14 protein-coding genes are annotated in these 15,919 nt (G+C 39.9%); 2 read left to right on the forward strand and 12 right to left on the reverse strand.

Annotation, left to right across the window (positions count from 1 at the left end):
* Window positions 1-295: 295 nt before the first annotated feature.
* The 6 genes from ABS917_RS14485 to lplA form a co-directional block, all read right to left on the reverse strand.
* Entirely contained in the window at window positions 296-1,846 is a 1,551-nt protein-coding gene (locus ABS917_RS14485) for a fatty acid--CoA ligase family protein (protein ID WP_350479656.1), read from the reverse strand.
* Between the two features lie 138 nt (window positions 1,847-1,984).
* The gene (locus ABS917_RS14490; RefSeq protein ID WP_350479657.1) at window positions 1,985-3,919 is read right to left on the reverse strand and encodes an FtsX-like permease family protein; all 1,935 of its coding nucleotides are present in this window, start codon (window positions 3,917-3,919) and stop codon (window positions 1,985-1,987) included.
* A complete protein-coding gene (locus tag ABS917_RS14495; RefSeq protein WP_350479658.1) occupies window positions 3,891-4,664 on the reverse strand; it encodes an ABC transporter ATP-binding protein in 774 nt (257 codons plus the stop codon). Before ABS917_RS14495 ends, ABS917_RS14490 begins: the two co-directional genes overlap by 29 nt.
* A gap of 48 nt (window positions 4,665-4,712) precedes the next feature.
* Complete coding sequence (locus ABS917_RS14500) at window positions 4,713-5,696, reverse strand: sensor histidine kinase (RefSeq protein WP_350479659.1); 984 nt, start codon at window positions 5,694-5,696, stop codon at window positions 4,713-4,715.
* A complete protein-coding gene (locus tag ABS917_RS14505) occupies window positions 5,696-6,400 on the reverse strand; it encodes a response regulator transcription factor (protein ID WP_350479660.1) in 705 nt (234 codons plus the stop codon). The genes ABS917_RS14500 and ABS917_RS14505 overlap by 1 nt, the downstream gene beginning before the upstream one ends.
* 156 nt (window positions 6,401-6,556) lie before the next feature.
* A complete protein-coding gene (lplA, locus tag ABS917_RS14510; RefSeq protein WP_350479661.1) occupies window positions 6,557-7,549 on the reverse strand; it encodes a lipoate--protein ligase in 993 nt (330 codons plus the stop codon).
* 139 nt (window positions 7,550-7,688) lie between these two features.
* On the opposite strand from lplA, the gene yhfH reads away from it, so the two are divergent.
* Window positions 7,689-7,814, forward strand: coding sequence for a protein YhfH (gene yhfH, locus ABS917_RS14515; protein WP_008406441.1), 126 nt, complete (start codon window positions 7,689-7,691; stop codon window positions 7,812-7,814).
* Between the two features lie 162 nt (window positions 7,815-7,976).
* Here yhfH and ABS917_RS14520 read toward each other — a convergent pair whose 3' ends face one another.
* From ABS917_RS14520 to hemE, 6 genes are all read right to left on the reverse strand, one after another.
* Complete coding sequence (locus ABS917_RS14520) at window positions 7,977-10,163, reverse strand: YhgE/Pip family protein (RefSeq protein ID WP_350479662.1); 2,187 nt, start codon at window positions 10,161-10,163, stop codon at window positions 7,977-7,979.
* An 89-nt stretch (window positions 10,164-10,252) separates the two neighbouring features.
* On the reverse strand, window positions 10,253-10,828 hold the full coding sequence (locus ABS917_RS14525; RefSeq protein WP_350479663.1) for a TetR/AcrR family transcriptional regulator: 576 nt from the start codon (window positions 10,826-10,828) through the stop codon (window positions 10,253-10,255).
* 86 nt (window positions 10,829-10,914) lie between these two features.
* Complete coding sequence (locus ABS917_RS14530; protein WP_350479664.1) at window positions 10,915-11,406, reverse strand: FixH family protein; 492 nt, start codon at window positions 11,404-11,406, stop codon at window positions 10,915-10,917.
* A 197-nt stretch (window positions 11,407-11,603) separates the two neighbouring features.
* Window positions 11,604-13,037, reverse strand: coding sequence for a protoporphyrinogen oxidase (gene hemY, locus ABS917_RS14535; RefSeq protein ID WP_350479665.1), 1,434 nt, complete (start codon window positions 13,035-13,037; stop codon window positions 11,604-11,606).
* Window positions 13,038-13,049: 12 nt separating this feature from the next.
* The gene (gene hemH, locus ABS917_RS14540; RefSeq protein ID WP_251690373.1) at window positions 13,050-13,982 is read right to left on the reverse strand and encodes a ferrochelatase; all 933 of its coding nucleotides are present in this window, start codon (window positions 13,980-13,982) and stop codon (window positions 13,050-13,052) included.
* A 156-nt stretch (window positions 13,983-14,138) separates the two neighbouring features.
* Complete coding sequence (hemE, locus tag ABS917_RS14545; protein ID WP_350479666.1) at window positions 14,139-15,191, reverse strand: uroporphyrinogen decarboxylase; 1,053 nt, start codon at window positions 15,189-15,191, stop codon at window positions 14,139-14,141.
* A 211-nt stretch (window positions 15,192-15,402) separates the two neighbouring features.
* On the opposite strand from hemE, the gene ABS917_RS14550 reads away from it, so the two are divergent.
* Window positions 15,403-15,909, forward strand: a complete 507-nt coding sequence (locus ABS917_RS14550) for an antibiotic biosynthesis monooxygenase family protein (protein ID WP_350479667.1) — start codon at window positions 15,403-15,405, stop codon at window positions 15,907-15,909.
* Window positions 15,910-15,919 lie beyond the last annotated feature (10 nt).

The following is a 15,919-nucleotide window of genomic DNA, read 5'->3' on the forward strand; positions in this document are numbered from 1 at the left end:
TTCATTTATTTCGATTTCCGTAATAACAATGTACCATCTTTTATTTGAAATTTCAAAATATAAAATACAAATATATAGATTAAAAGTTTATCCCTTTCTCATAGAGATTCTTATTTAGTTCCGGTTTTCTTTTGGCGGGGGCCGCATAGCAGCAGTAGGCGCCGGTTCTACGCACAAAGTTAATCTTTCTTTATAAAAAATGATAGCCTTGAAACTTTATAAGAACAACCCCTCAACGACACCTTATTTCCCATCTAAAAAAAACCCGCCACAAAGTATGGCAGGTGTTGGAATGTTATGTTCTTGCTATTTCTTTTAGAGAACGGCGCAGAATTTTGCCTGTTGTGTTTTTTGGCAGCTCGTCCAAAATTTCAATGACAGTCGGCACTTTGTATTTCACAATACGGTCTGCACAAAATTCGCGAACCGCTTCCATAGTTAAAGTCGGATCCTTTAATACAACGTAAGCATGTACCGCCTCACCGAAATCCGGATCCGGGAAACCTACGACTGCGGCTTCCACAATCCCTTCATGTGAGAACAATACTTCTTCTACTTCACGAGGGTATACATTGTAACCGCCTACAATAATCATATCTTTTTTGCGGTCTACGATATAGAAGTAACCTTCCTCGTCTTTTCGAGCCAAGTCACCTGTATATAACCAGCCATCGCGAATTGCCACAGCTGTTTCTTCCGGCATGTTGTAGTAGCCTTTCATGACATTCGGCCCGCGCACGATTAGCTCGCCTACTTCACCTATGCCTACTTCATCGCCATTTTCATCGACCACTTTATTTTCAACATTGCTGATCGACTGTCCGATTGACCCTGGTTTACGCTCACGGTCTGTCGGGTTGAAACAAGTAACCGGTGAAGCTTCCGATAAGCCATATCCTTCAGAAATTCGTACATTGAACTTTTGCTCGAAGTTATGTAGCAATGATACAGGTAATGAAGCACCACCAGAAATCGCGATACGAATTGTCGAAAATGCAGCAACATCCGCTTTGTCATATTGATAAAGGAAATTGTACATCGTCGGAACGCCAGCAAATACCGTCGCTTTATAAGTTGAAATCAACTCAAAAATTTCTCCTGGACTAAAGCGTGGTGCTAATAAAATTGTTGCTCCGCGTGTTAACGGTGAATTAACTACTACCGTTAATGCAAAGACATGGAAAACCGGCAATGTTGCCACAATACGGTCTTCTGATGTCATTTTTAAGTAATCGCCAATATCTCTGGCATTTGAGAATAAATTGTTATGTGTCAGCATGGCACCTTTCGGATGACCTGTCGTACCGGAAGTATATAGAATAATGGCCGTATCATCCGGCGCTACTTCTACTGGATCCGTTGTACGTGCTGTTGTTGCTAATACTTGTGAAAACAGCTTCGTCTTTTCTTTCGCCCCATCTGAAAGCGCGGCATATTTTTCACCGATGTCCTCTGTCGTTTCGCAAATAATATATTGTTCTACTTGCGGGAATCTATGCACCCCTGCTTCCACAAGCGGTAATAATAAATCAAGTGCGATGACAACCTTCACATCACCATTTTGGATGATGTATGAAATTTCATCTGCTGTATAGATTGGATTAATCGGAATTGCCACAGCACCAATACGCATTGACGCGTATAAACTGATGATGAAATGAGGTGTATTACCTAATAAAAATGCGATATGGTCGCCCTTTTTTACACCTAAATCCTCCAAAGCAGCTGCAAACCGTGCAACCGATTGCTCCAATTCACCGTAAGATGTGCCTTTACCTAAAAAGTAGTACGCTGTTTTTTCTGGTTGTTCGAAAGCTTGTTGTCTTACCTTTTCAACTAAATTCAATACACCCATCCCCCTATGCGTAAAATGAAAAAATATTCACTCTATTAGCATTATAGAATAAGTATATTGATAAAACAATATGAAAATCTCGTTTATTCACAAATATTGTACTAAAATCATTTTTTCTCTATTTCAAACTCACCCGCGCACATGTGAAATATAGCGCCAGCGAATTAGGAAAAAGTACACAATCTGGATAAGGGCAAACATTGTAAACGAAAATACAACTTCTTTTACGATCGATAAATTCATGACATCGTTCAATACGGTTTGCACAACATAGAACGCAAATGCACTATGTACAAAGGCTAACCCCCATGGCAGGAAAAATTGAATCATTAAATTCCTCGTAATGAGGCGCTTCAGTTCTTTACCGCTTAACCCTACTTTAATGAGCATGTCAAACTGCTTTTTCTCTCGGTCCAAGTTCGCATAAATTTTGAAATAAACGAAACTTCCCGACGCAAGTAGAAACACAGCTACTACTAATATACCGATAAGTGTTAATAAAGAATACGTAGCTAATATATAAGAATAATTTAAACCGGCATTTTCAAAGTAAAACGGCAACGTATATTCACTGTTTATCAGATAATCGCGGGCGACCATCTGCTGAATATCGATTCCGACATTTTCCGTTTCTGTCCAGTTAGGGATATCAAACGTAAATAGATGATAGCCAGGCTCGACATATGGTGCCATCTCAAACTCATTTGTCAGCTTTTCAAAGTCTTCATCACTAATAATGATGGAGTTACTGCTAATAATAGCTGTCGGGAAAAACATTTTCGGGTACACACTGTTAATCGTCAGGTCCACATTATTTTCCTTCAGCACTGTCTTTACTTCCGTTTTCTCCAGCTTTTCAATCGAATCTTCCGAATAAGGGATGAACATTGCTTCCCCACTTTTTAAATTCACTAGAGGATATTTATATGAAAACAGCAGGTGGTTAACATCCGTTTCCCGGAAAACTTCCACCGGATTTGATGTATACGATGATGTCTGGCGCATGACCGTAAAGCGCGTCATATGATAACTGATGCCATTAAACTCAAGCTCATCGATAATGGATAAAATATGTTCAATTTCATATGGATTATCCATTTCCCCTTTATACATGAGGCCGATCGGATTGATTTTGTCATACTGTGATGTGTAAGAAGACATCGCCGATAAAACACCGACTGTTAAAAAAGCAAGTGTTGAGACGAGTGTCACAATGAAAAACATGCGTGAGTTGAAGCGTAAAATCTGCACCTGTTCGGCGATCGCCAGCATACGGGCCCGTTTCCAGTAAAACTGCTTCCGTCCCTTCAACCGGTCAATAATATAAAGTGTCGTATCTGTGAAGAAATAATACGTCCCCAATGTCACGAAAACAGGGATCAGTAATGTATACGAAAAAATAGATGACTTCGTTGTAATGAGTGCAAGACCGTATCCGCATAAAATGAGGATAATTCCTAAAATGGCATTACGCTTTGAATAGGTCGCGGCAGCATCCACAAACTTTGGTCCTCTTATAAAGTTCCGTATTTTAATGTCCGGCGTAAACAGGATGCTCAACGTCGAGATGACAACAAATGCGCTCAAATAGACGAATAATGTCAGCACAAACGGCTCCCATGACAAATAGAGCGGCAACGCATTTAAATTTAAAATTTCACGGACAATCATAAAGAAAAACTTCGAAAACGCGAACCCGAAAACAATACCGGAAATGCAGGAAAAAATCCCGATCGTCATTGTTTCGATAATAACCAGTTTTCCTAACTGATTCCGGTCCATCCCAAGATGAAGCAAAATCGCAAACTCTTTAGATCGCGCTTCCAAAAAAGCGCGCATCGAGTAAAAAATAAAAAACCATGAAAACAGTACGAGAACAATTTCAGCAAAAACCATTCCGGCGATCGACACTTCCCCTAAAAAGCCACGTTCGATTTCAGGGTGGAACATGAGCATCGAATAAATAAAGAACACAAAAACACTGAAAAAGCTGGCCATAAAAAAGGCGGCATAGTTACGAAAATTCCGGAAAACGTTACGGTAAGCGAATTGAAGAAAAGTCACCTACATGTCCCCCTAATAAACTTAATACATTTAAAATGCGCTGGAAAAATGTTTGTCGACGATCGTCTGTATAAATTTCATTGAAAAACTCGCCGTCTTTAATAAAAATTACACGATCGCAATAACTCGCTGCGATCGGATCATGTGTCACCATTAAAATCGTCGTATCGTTTTCTTTATTCATTCTTGCTAAAAGCTCCAGCACTTCTCGCGATGCATTTGAATCCAGATTCCCTGTCGGCTCATCGGCTAAAACGAGCATCGGTTGATGGATCAGTGCACGTGCAATTGCTGTTCTCTGGGCTTGTCCTCCTGATATTTCATTCGGACGCTTCATTAAAATTGACGTTAAATCGAGCAGCTCACTTAAATAGTGCAGCCGTTCCTCCATGACAGATATCGGCTGTTCATCAATTGTCAGCGGTAAAATGATATTTTCCTCCACCGTCAATGTCGGCAGCAGATTAAAATCCTGAAAGACGAAACCTAGCTGGCGGCGTCTGAAATAGGCCAGTTCCTCACTGTTCAGCTTTTGCGGTTTCATGCCATTAAAGACAATCTCGCCGGATGTCAGCGTATCGATCATGGATACCATATTTAACAACGTCGTTTTCCCGCTTCCGGATGGACCCATAATTGCGACAAACTCACCCTTTTCCACTTCAAAGCTAAGCTGGTTGAGTGCTCGCTTCGTCACTTTTCCTTCATATACTTTCGTAGCATCTTGTATTTGTAAAATAGACATAGTAACTCCTTTTAACCAAGTCTGTTTCTTTCAATCAATAATAATTCCTCATGACTGAAAAATCACTTCAATTTGTGTACCTTTACCAACTTCCGATGTAATCAAAAGCTGGTGTCCGAGCTTATCACAAATCTCCTTTGCGATATAGAGTCCCATGCCGGTAGATTCTCCAGTTTTCCGGCCGTTTTCACCGGTAAAGAACGGCTTCATTACACGGGGTAAATCGGATTTGGGAATGCCGACCCCTTCATCACGTATGAGCAAATGGACATGCTGTTCTTTTTGCACCGCCGTAATATACAGTTTTTTATTCGGCTCAAATGTATATTTCACCGAGTTTGTAATGAACTGTCCTATTAAGAAGTTCAGCCATTTTATATCGCTCATGACGATTAAATCATCGTCGATGTTCACTTCCGGAAACACCCGGTTGGCGATAAAAAGACGTTTATGGTCATTGACATTCGCCATGATTGCCGATTTAAGCTGCACTTTTCCGATTTGCATATCATCCGAAAAGTTTTCCAAGCGTGCATTCACTAAAACCATTTCAAGTCCGCGTTTCAACCGTTCGACTTCTTCCTGCACACTTTTTTTATCCAACTCTTCTTCCTGCTGCAGCAAAAGCTCCAAAACGGAGACTGGGGTTTTCATCTGGTGTACCCACTGGTTCATAAATTTATATTGTCTGGACTGGGTCGCATAGAGCGCCTGTACTTCATGCTGATACAATTTGTACAGTTCATGCAAATAACGTTCTGTCTCCATATATTCCGTTGTTTTCGCATTCTTTTGAAGCGCATCCTCCATCGTTTGCGGCAGCGTGGAAATCTTCGCTAAATAACGACGTCTCAACATATAGCGCAAAACTAAAAATGAGACGATTAAAAGAAGGCTGATCGCAATCGCATAAATGGCAGTAGTGACACTGCGAAAGCCATCCAGCCAAAATAATGAAAGTAAAAATAATGTGAGGACGATTTGAAAAATCAGGTAGGATAGATGCTCCTTCACAAATAATTTGATCGTCATTACATTTCCTCCGTGCTTAATAAAAAGCGGTACCCTGCTCCGCGAACTGTTTCAATAACAGAAGAAATGCCATAATCGGCCAGCTTTTTTCGGACTCGCGTCATATTCACATTTAATGTGTTTTCATCAACAAATGCCTGATCATCCCACAATTCCTCCAACAGCTGTTCGCGTGACACGACTTTAGGCGCTTGTCCCATTAATAATCCTAAAATGACACATTCCTTCTTCTGAAGCGGAACGACGAGCTCCTTCAATTGAAGTTCCATCCGTTCCAAATACAACGTAAGCTGTCCTTGTACAATTTTCCGCTCTTCCTGTCTTGCAGAATATTCTCCATATGTACGACGTAAATGGCTACGAATTTTAGCGAGTACGATTTCATAGTTAAACGGCTTCGTAATAAAGTCATCTCCGCCATTTTCCAATGCAAATATTTGATCCATTTCCCCCGAGCGAGCCGAGATAAATAAAATCGGACATTTCGTAAATTGTCTTAGCTCCCGGCACCAATAGTACCCATCATAGGAAGGCAAATTAATATCGAGTAAAATGATATGTGGAGAAAATGCTAAGCATTGTTCCATCAATGAATCAAAGTCTTTAATCGTTTCTACTTCATACTGGTATTTTCTTAATGTGTCTGCCAATAGTGCAGCTATTTTAGGATCATCCTCAACGATGAAAATTCGATGTTTTTCCATCTGAATGACCTCCTTTTCAATAGGTTTTCAACTAAAATATCCCTACATAAGTTAATTGTTCATATTGTTCCATTGTATCAAAAAAAGAGGTCTCCCGAAAACAGGAGCCTCCTTTTCTACACTCTCTATTACATATTTGATGACTGACAAAAGCTGCTAGTAAATTAAATGAAGGAAATCCTCTTTCGTAATCCCGCCAAAGTATACTGGGATTTCAATATCTTTCAGCTTTTCTGCAATTGCGGCACGGTCATATTTCGTTCCGACCAAAAGTTCTCCAACCTCATCCACATCACCAACACCAAAGAAATCTCCGAAGATTTTTGCCTCTTCAATGACCCCTTTATTCACTTCCAGACGAATATCCAAGCTGCCTGAAGGGAAACGCTTCGTTTTTTGAATGTTAAAGCGCGGTGATTTTCCGTAATTCCACTCCCATAACTGGTAACGGTTTTTTGAAATTTCATGGATGTTGTCCCAATCTTCTTCCGTTAGCTCGTAATATTGGATATTTTCCTCGCCACCGAAAATAGATTTTAAAATTTCCATACGGAACTCTTCTACCGTAATTTTTTCTGGCAGGAAATCAATGATGTTTGCTACTCGCGAGCGTACTGATTTGATTCCTTTTGATTCAATCTTGTCCTGTTTTACTTTAAGTGAGTTCACGACAGCATCAATATCAAGATTAAACATAAGTGTCCCATGGCTGAACATGCGGCCGCGCGTTGAATATTGGGCATTGCCTGAAACCTTTTTCCCTTCAGCTAAAATATCGTTACGGCCTGAAAGCTCTGAGTTAACCCCTAATTTTGCAAGTGCATCAACGACAGGCTGTGTGAATTTTTTATAGTTGCTGAAGCTGTTGCCGTCATCCTTTGTCAGGAAGCTGAAGTTCAGATTGTTTAAATCATGATAAACCGCCCCGCCGCCGGATAGACGACGTACTACAAGTATTCCGTTTTCTTCAACGTAATCTGTATTGATTTCTTCGATTGTGTTTTGATTTTTTCCAATGATAATCGAAGGCTGATTAATATAAAACAGTAAATAATCATCCTTTTCGATATCCATGTTTTTCAGTACATACTCTTCTATAGCCAGGTTAATACGAGGATCTGTAATTCCTTTATTATCGATAAAATACAAGAGACTCACTCCTTCAAAAATCGTCCATTTATATTTTAACTTAAATTAGGCATTTTGTGTTGACGAATTAAATCTGTTATAATACAATACAATATATAAACAGAAGTAATATAACAGAAACTTAAAGGAGGCATACACAATGTTAGAAAACGTAGTGGAATTTTTCAAGAATTTACCTGATAAAATTTGCGTTCAATGCGGTGATAAAATCGAAGAACAAAGCGAGTGCTACAGCAACAATTGTGATAAATGTAACTCTCTTTAATTGTTTACACACTGTTTAATTCGCATTACTGACACCTTCATCTTAGAACTAGGATGAGCCTATAATAGCTTACCTGGACCACGAGTTTGCTCAATGCTCGTGGTTTTTTCTGTATAAAAAAGCATGGATTCAAGGGAAAAACCCGAATCCATGCTTTTTCTTTTATAGTTCTGTATGTTGTTTTGAATAACGTTTTTTATAAAGCAATGCAAAGTAACCGAAAGTGATTGCTAAGCATGAAATCATAACTGCACCTAAAATCGACCAGTTGAACATTAGGAATGATGTATCACCAGTTGAAATGGCTGCTTTGAAGCCTTGTACAGAGAATGTCATCGGTAAAATTTTATTGAAGAAATGCAATTGCTCTGGTACTAGTTCAATCGGGAATGTCCCTGCACTTGTTGTTAATTGAAGAATTAACACGACGATGGCAATAAAACGTCCTGGATCGCCAAATACAGACACAAGCAATTGAACCATAGCTAAAAATGTAAAGCTTGTTATAATTGTTGTCAGAATGAACTGCGGCATATTATTTACCTCAAGTCCAAGCCCCCAAACGACAATTGCAATCGTTATAAATGATTGCACCAATCCAACACCGATTAATACAGTTACTTTACTTACAAACCAGCTTGCACTGTTTTTCGGGATAACGGCTGGTTCAACAAATGGGAATACAATCGAGATTAATAATGCCCCAACGAATAATCCTAAGGAAATAAAGTATGGTGCAAAACCTGTACCATAATTCGGTACATGGTTTACGGAATCTTTTTCAACTTCCACTGGAGAACCGACCATATCGTACGTATCTTCAGTCGGATTTACAGCCGCTTTTTCGCCCGCTTCCGTCAATTTTTCAGATAAAGTTGTCGTACCATCCTTCAATTCTTTCGTGCCATCCGCTAAAGTAGTAGAACCTTGTGCCAACTCACCTGACTTTTCTGCCAACAAGCTAGTACCGTCATATAGTTTATTCGAACCATCCACTAATGTGTTCAAACCTTGTGCCAACGTGTTGGCTCCTGTTGCTGCACTTGATGCGCCTGCTGTTAGTTCATTTAGTTTTCCGGCAATTGTCGTATTGCCTTGTGCTAATGAATTGGCACCCTCTATTAGCTGTGCTGAGTTTTGCTGTAATTGTGCAACACCTGCTGTTACTTGTTGCTGCCCTGCATTTAATTTACTAGCACCTTCACTGATTGCCGCGATTTTATCGTCCAATCCGTTTGTTCCTGCGTGCAGCTGGCTTAAACCGCCACTTACTTGTTTACTGCCTTCTTGCAGCTGCCCTAGTGCATTTTTTAATGCTGCTTGATTTTCTTCAGGCAGCATAGGTAAAATCGCTTCCAGTTGAGCCGCCAATTGATCCATACCGCCGGCTACATTAGCTGAACCATCTGCCAGCGCTTTTACTTTGTCATCAATATTCGCTGTACCCTGTGTTAATAATTTCAGGTTTTCAGCTAAGCTCGCCTGACCGGATGTGATATCCTTTTGTCCGTTTGCTACTTGTGCAACACCATCAGTATAGCTTTCAATACCTTGCTGCAATGTATTTGCGCCATCTGCTGCAGATTTTGCTCCTGTTTCAAGTTGGCTGCTGCCATCCGCAATTTTTGCTACACCTGCCGCCAGATCACCAGCACCTTTTGCAGCATTTTTAGCACCGGTAACTAAAGTGTCAGTACCATCGGATAATTGGACAGAGCTTGATGCCAATTGTTCTAAATAACCTTTTAGCTCCTCAGCGCCATCCGCCAGCTTAGCGGCACCTTTATCCAGCTCCCCTGCTCCATCTGCCGCTTCGGTAAAACCGTCACCAAGCTGTGTAATGGAATCAAATAATTTTTCGGCATATGTTGCTGAAACCTGTGTATTTACTTCCGCTTTAATGCGATCCATTGCAGTTTCACCAATTTGTGCGCCTAAAAAGTTGAAGCCTTCATTTGGAATATAATCAATAACCAATTTTTGTGGTTCGTCATCTAATAATGTAGTTGCATGCTCAGAGAAGTTTTCCGGAATTTTAATTAAGATATAATACTTTTGATCCAATAATTTTTGATCCGCTTCTTTTGCATCGACTTCTTCAAACTGGAATTGCTCGCTATCTATCAGTTTATCGACCAATGTTTGACCGAGCTCCATTGTTTCCTCATCCATCATTGCCCCTTTGTCTTCATTGACAACGGCAACCGGCAGGCTCTTTAAATTGGCATATGGATCCCAAAATGCCCATAAGAACATCCCGCTGTACATAACAGGGACAAAAAGAACGGCAATAACTGAAATAAGCATTTTCTTTGTTTTAAAAATTTTCAGCCATTCTGCTTTTATCACGATAATTTCCTCCTTCTAAAACCATATGACCAATATCGTCATTCGGTCATTTCATGGTAAAAAGAAACCACTTCACCAGGAAGTGACTACTAATTTTTCTTTGCCAAACCACGGAAAATGGTTTCGCTGAATAATGTCAAAATTTCTTGTTCATTGAGTGGTTCATTATGTGTCAACTGCCAGTCCACAATAAAAGCCAAATACGATTTAAACAATAAAAAGGCTACATGCTCAGGATTACAGTCAATGACCTCATCTTTTGCAATGCCGTTACGAATGCGCATCGAGACGTATGAAATGATTTCCGACTCGATTTTCAACAGCATTTGCTGTACTTCAGGAGTGCCCAGTGCTCTCTCCTCATCTATTAGTTTGGCAAACAGTAAATGACGCTCACGGAACTGCAGCATTTTCATCAATGCTGTATGGGCATTTTGCATAAAGCTCGCATTTATATCGATTAGCTGATCTGTTTCGCGCTTCATTTCACCGATTAAATGGAAGACAACTTCCTGAAACAGCTCTTCTTTATTTTTAAAAAAAGTATAAATAGTCCCTTTTCCTACATTTGCAATTTTTGCAACTTGTTCAATCGTTGTTGCTTTATAGCCAAATAACGTAAAAGATTTTGTAGCAGCTATTAAAATTTCATGTCGACGATCCATAAATCCACCTCCTCAAAAAAAGTGACCAAAAGACCACTTCGGTCATCCAGTCACCATTATACACCGTTCTTCTCATATTGCAATACTTAATGATTATGATCTTCTTCTTTTTCTTCTTTATTTTCTTCGTCATGTTCCATCGAATCAGAACTTGTATCTTCCAGCACTTTGCTCATATCAGGGTTGCCGACGATCAGCTCCTGCTTTGGCATCACGTGCATTCCGCGCGCCGTCGTATGGGCAAACATATAATATACGCCATCATGGTCAAACTTATAGTCAGCGACATAGATTCCGTCTTCTGTCAGCTCTCCGTCCAGCATCTCCCCTTCATCACGAAGACCTGATTCCCATACTTCAAACTTCACTTCTTTCGCATCATTTACCGCTTCTTCATCTTGAGTCACAAGTGCTGCAAGCTGAATCGTTTCCCCTACATTCAAATGATCAGCCGTTTGAATATGTACATCTACAATTGCCGGTACCTCGGCTGTATCAAGTGTCTCCACTTCAGGATCATCGCCACACCCTACTAATAAAAAAGGTACTGCAACTAAACTGTAAAACCATTTTTTCATCGTTAAATCTCCCATCCTTGTTATGTAATTTATTGCAATCTTTGCCCCACCTTTATTAGCGTACTAAAAATTCCGCACAGATGCATACTATAATTAAGGTAAATTTGTGAACCATTAGGAAATTATTCAAACAAAAATACTGCATTAAAAGCGGTTTACTTTTAATACAGCATTCTTTCATCTATTCTATTGAATTGTTACATTGCTAATTTTGACTCGGCCAACTGGTTGAGTAATTGCTCGGCAGTATTTCTCCCTTGCAATACGCAGTCTGGAATACTAATTCCCTCATAGGAGCTTCCTGTTAAAAAGACATTCGGATACTCTTGATAAAACTGTTTTTTCATAGTTGACATGCGAGACTCATGACCAATTGTATATTGAGGCATTGCTTCTTTCCAGCGGGCAACTGTTGTCAACAATGGCTGGGCATCCAAACCTACCGCCCGTTCCAAATCCTGCAATACAATTTTTTCAATTTCACTGTCGGGCAGCTCTACAATCGATTCATCCCCTACACGGCCAATGTAAACTCTAAGCAGTTCATGGCCCTCCGGAGAAACATTACCCCATTTTCTGTGACTCCACGTACAGCTTGTAATTGCAAAATGACTATTGCGTGAAACGAAGAAGTTAAGTGCATCTTCATATTTTTGCATCGAACCTTTTTCAAATGCCATTGTAACCGTAGCAATCGTAGCATAATTCATATCCGGAACTTGCTGCATTGTTATTGAATCCGGGAAGATTCTTTTCGCTACATTAAACGGTGTCGTAACAACAATTTTATCTGCTTGAATGGACGTCCCATCATTCAATTCAATAAGATGAGTGTCATCATTATTTTTTTCAATGGAGTTCACTTTCAATCCTTTTAAAATCGTAACATCGGTTAAAGCATTTTCCAATGTTTCAATTAAAGATTCCAGCCCGTTTTCAAATGATTCGTAATGTAGTTCACCTGGAGTATCTACGAGCGCGTAGATGCCTTTACCGGTTTTCTTCATACCGAGAAGCAAACTGCGGTATTCTTTTTCCAACTGATAAAACTGCGGGAACATCGATTGCATACTAAGATGGTCGACATCACCTGCAAAAGTACCTGCCAACACCGGCTCGACTAAATTTTCTACGACTTCTTTACCAAAGCGTCGATTGAAAAATTCACTGATCGGTTCGTCTGCCGCATGCGGTAATTTCGGTAATAACAAATCGCCTGCTGCGCGGAATTTCCCCATTATAGATAGAACATTCGATGTCATGAACGGGAAGATTTTAGGTGACCCTCCGAGCAGAATGTTGCTCGGAATTTGGTGTAACTTGCTACCAACTGCGATGAATGTTCGACCATAATTATTTTGAATCATCTCATGTTCGATATTTAAATCACGTGCCAGCACTCGGACACTGCTACCTGTATCAAAAAACGATTCAGGCCCACGTTCGATAATATATCCATTTTGACGCACTGTATGGATTTTACCACCTAAACGTAGTGACGCTTCAATCAGCACGATATCTATCGGTAAATTATGCGCCTTCGTTTTTTGCTGTAAATAGTATGCCGTCGTCAAACCAGTGATGCCACCGCCAACGATAACAACCTTATTCCTTTTTAAAGTCACCCTCATCATCACTCTCTACTATTTCGCTAATTTTTTATTGATAGCATCTACCATTGCATCAATGAATAAAGGATGTGTATTTGGCATTGTCGGGCGATAGTAGCTTGCACCGATTTCGTCACAAACAACTTTACACTCAATGTCATTATCATATAGCACTTCTAAATGCTCTGTAACAAATCCTACTGGTGTATAGATGAATGCTTTATAACCTTTTTGCTCAAATAATTCCTTCGTTAAGTCCTGTACATCCGGTCCCAGCCATGGCTCTGGTGTTTGTCCAGCTGATTGCCAGCCTACTTCAACATTCACAATATCAGAAGCCTCTTCAATTAAACGTGCTGTTTCGATTAACTGCTCTTCATAAGGATCGCCCGCAAGTTTAATTTTTTCCGGCAATGAGTGGTTAGACACGATTAAGCAAGCATTTGCGCGCTCTTCTTCTGTCATTTTTGCCAACTCGCCATTCACGGCATTTTTCCAGAATTCAATGAACTTAGGCTCGTCATACCATGCTTCAACAGAAGTGATATTTAACGTGCCGCCCAATTTTTCCGCCGCTTCTTTCGCTCGTCCATTGTACGATTTAATAGAGAAAGTCGAGAAGTGTGGTGCTAAAACGATTGATACCGCCTCAGTGATTCCTTCTTTCACCATTGCTTCTACTGCATCTTCTACAAATGGTTCAATATGCTTTAAGCCGATAAATACTTTATATTCCACTTCGTCCTGTACTTCGTTCAAACGTGCACACAATGCATGGGCCTGTGCTTCCGTCATTTTCGCAAGCGGAGAAATACCGCCGATTGCACGGTAACGTTCTGTTAAGTCGTCCAAATGTTCCTGGCTCGGTTTGCGGCCATGACGAATATGTGTGTAATAACGTTCAATATCTTCTTCTTTATATGGCGTACCATAAGCCATTACTAATAACCCGCGTACTTCTTTCATGTAAGTTCACCTCTGCATGTTTTTAAACACGTTTCTTTTTTATTAGTTTTAAAGGTTTTACATCCCATTTATTTTGGGGTGCTCTCCAGTCAACCTTCATCTATACAGTTTTCTCACCTTCACCGGTGAATAATCAAATTTATATTTGTTGTTGTATTATGAACGTTTTGCGATTTGTTCGCGGCTGTATTCGTGTACAAATGTTGTTAGTCGTTTTAATACAGCTGGATCTACTTCCGGGAAGACGCCGTGACCTAAGTTGAAAATATGTCCGCCTGTATGCACTAATCCTTGATCCACAATATCTTTTGCTCGTGCTTCGATTACGTTCCAGTCTGCCAGTAATAATGTAGGATCCAAGTTCCCTTGTACCGCTTTTGTTACGCCGCGTGCTTCTGCTTCACGGATTGGTAAACGCCAGTCCAAACCTACTACATCGACTGGCAGGTCATGCCATTCGTTTACTAAATGCGATGCACCTACACCAAACTGGATTAACGGCACATTTAATGCGCGCAATTCAGCAAAAATACGTGTCATTGTCGGCTTGATAAAAATACGGTAATCTTCCACATTTAATGCACCAACCCAAGAATCGAAAATTTGGATTGCCTTTGCACCAGCTTCTACTTGCGCTGTAATATCCACAATAATCATGTCAGCCAGTTTTTCCATTAAAGCAAACCATGCTTTAGGCTGTGAAACCATGAATGATTTTGTTTTAGCGTAGTTTTTGCTTGGTCCGCCTTCAATCATATAGCTCGCAAGCGTGAACGGAGCACCGCCAAAACCGATTAACGGAACATTTAACTGTTCTGTTGTTAACATTTTAATTGTTTCTAGCACATAAGGTGTATGTTCTTGTGCGTTGAAATCACGTAAGTTTTCTACATCAGCAGCTGAACGGATAGGATTTGAAATTACCGGACCGATTCCTGCTTTTATTTTTACATCAATTCCTATTCCTGGTAAAGGGGTAACGATATCTTTATAAAGAATCGCTGCATCTACATTGTATTGTTCAACAGGTAAACGCGTCACATATGCACATAACTCCGGCTGCATTGTAATCTCTTCTAATGAATATTTTTCTTTTATTTCACGATACTCTGGCTGTGAACGGCCTGCCTGGCGCATAAACCAAACTGGCGTATGTTCTACTTGCTCACCGCGAGCAGCACGTAACAATGTGTCATTAAATTTCATCATTTTTGATTTCTACCCCTTAAAGTAAATTCTTTTTTATTCTATACCTCAAAAACGTCATTGATATCCATCATCGACTATAAACTTTTCATAAATAATTGTATAGATTTCTTCAATAAATGTCATAAATTTGTCTCTTCTGCTATAGAACTTTTTGACAAATGGCTTGAATATCTTTATAAATGGAAATAATAGTGTAAGGAGGTCGGTATATATGAATTTTTATGTAACTTCAGGAACACCTGACTATATGGAAAAATTAATCACAAAAAATCCACAGCACCCATTAATTTTATTGCAAGGAAATGGAAATTCGGTGGTGTTGCACGAAACAGATAAAAAATCTATTTTCGCAGTACCTCGCAAATTCGAAGTCATTGCACAAGATGGGCAGTTTACACAAAAGGGCTATTTTACTTTTTTCAATATGCCCATTATGTCAGATGAACGCCCGGTTTTCGAGAAAAAAGCTCTCGACGTCATCCCTGCATTGAATTCCAATGACGCTGTAATTGCCTACCGGTTATTGCGTCCGGTTAAAGCAGAAACCTATATATTTATTATTCAATGGGGCGGACCTGCTTCCTATGAAGTTTGGAAAGCCAGCGATGAGTATAAAACTTCATTTGCCCCTGTTTTTGAAGGTACGACACAAGTGTTACAGTCGATGTTCAACTCATCTTCTTATATTACGACATATAGTGGAGCTTCAAAAGAATAATGCTTTTATG

This window comes from Solibacillus sp., from assembly GCF_040273735.1.
Lineage (GTDB): Bacteria > Bacillota > Bacilli > Bacillales_A > Planococcaceae > Solibacillus.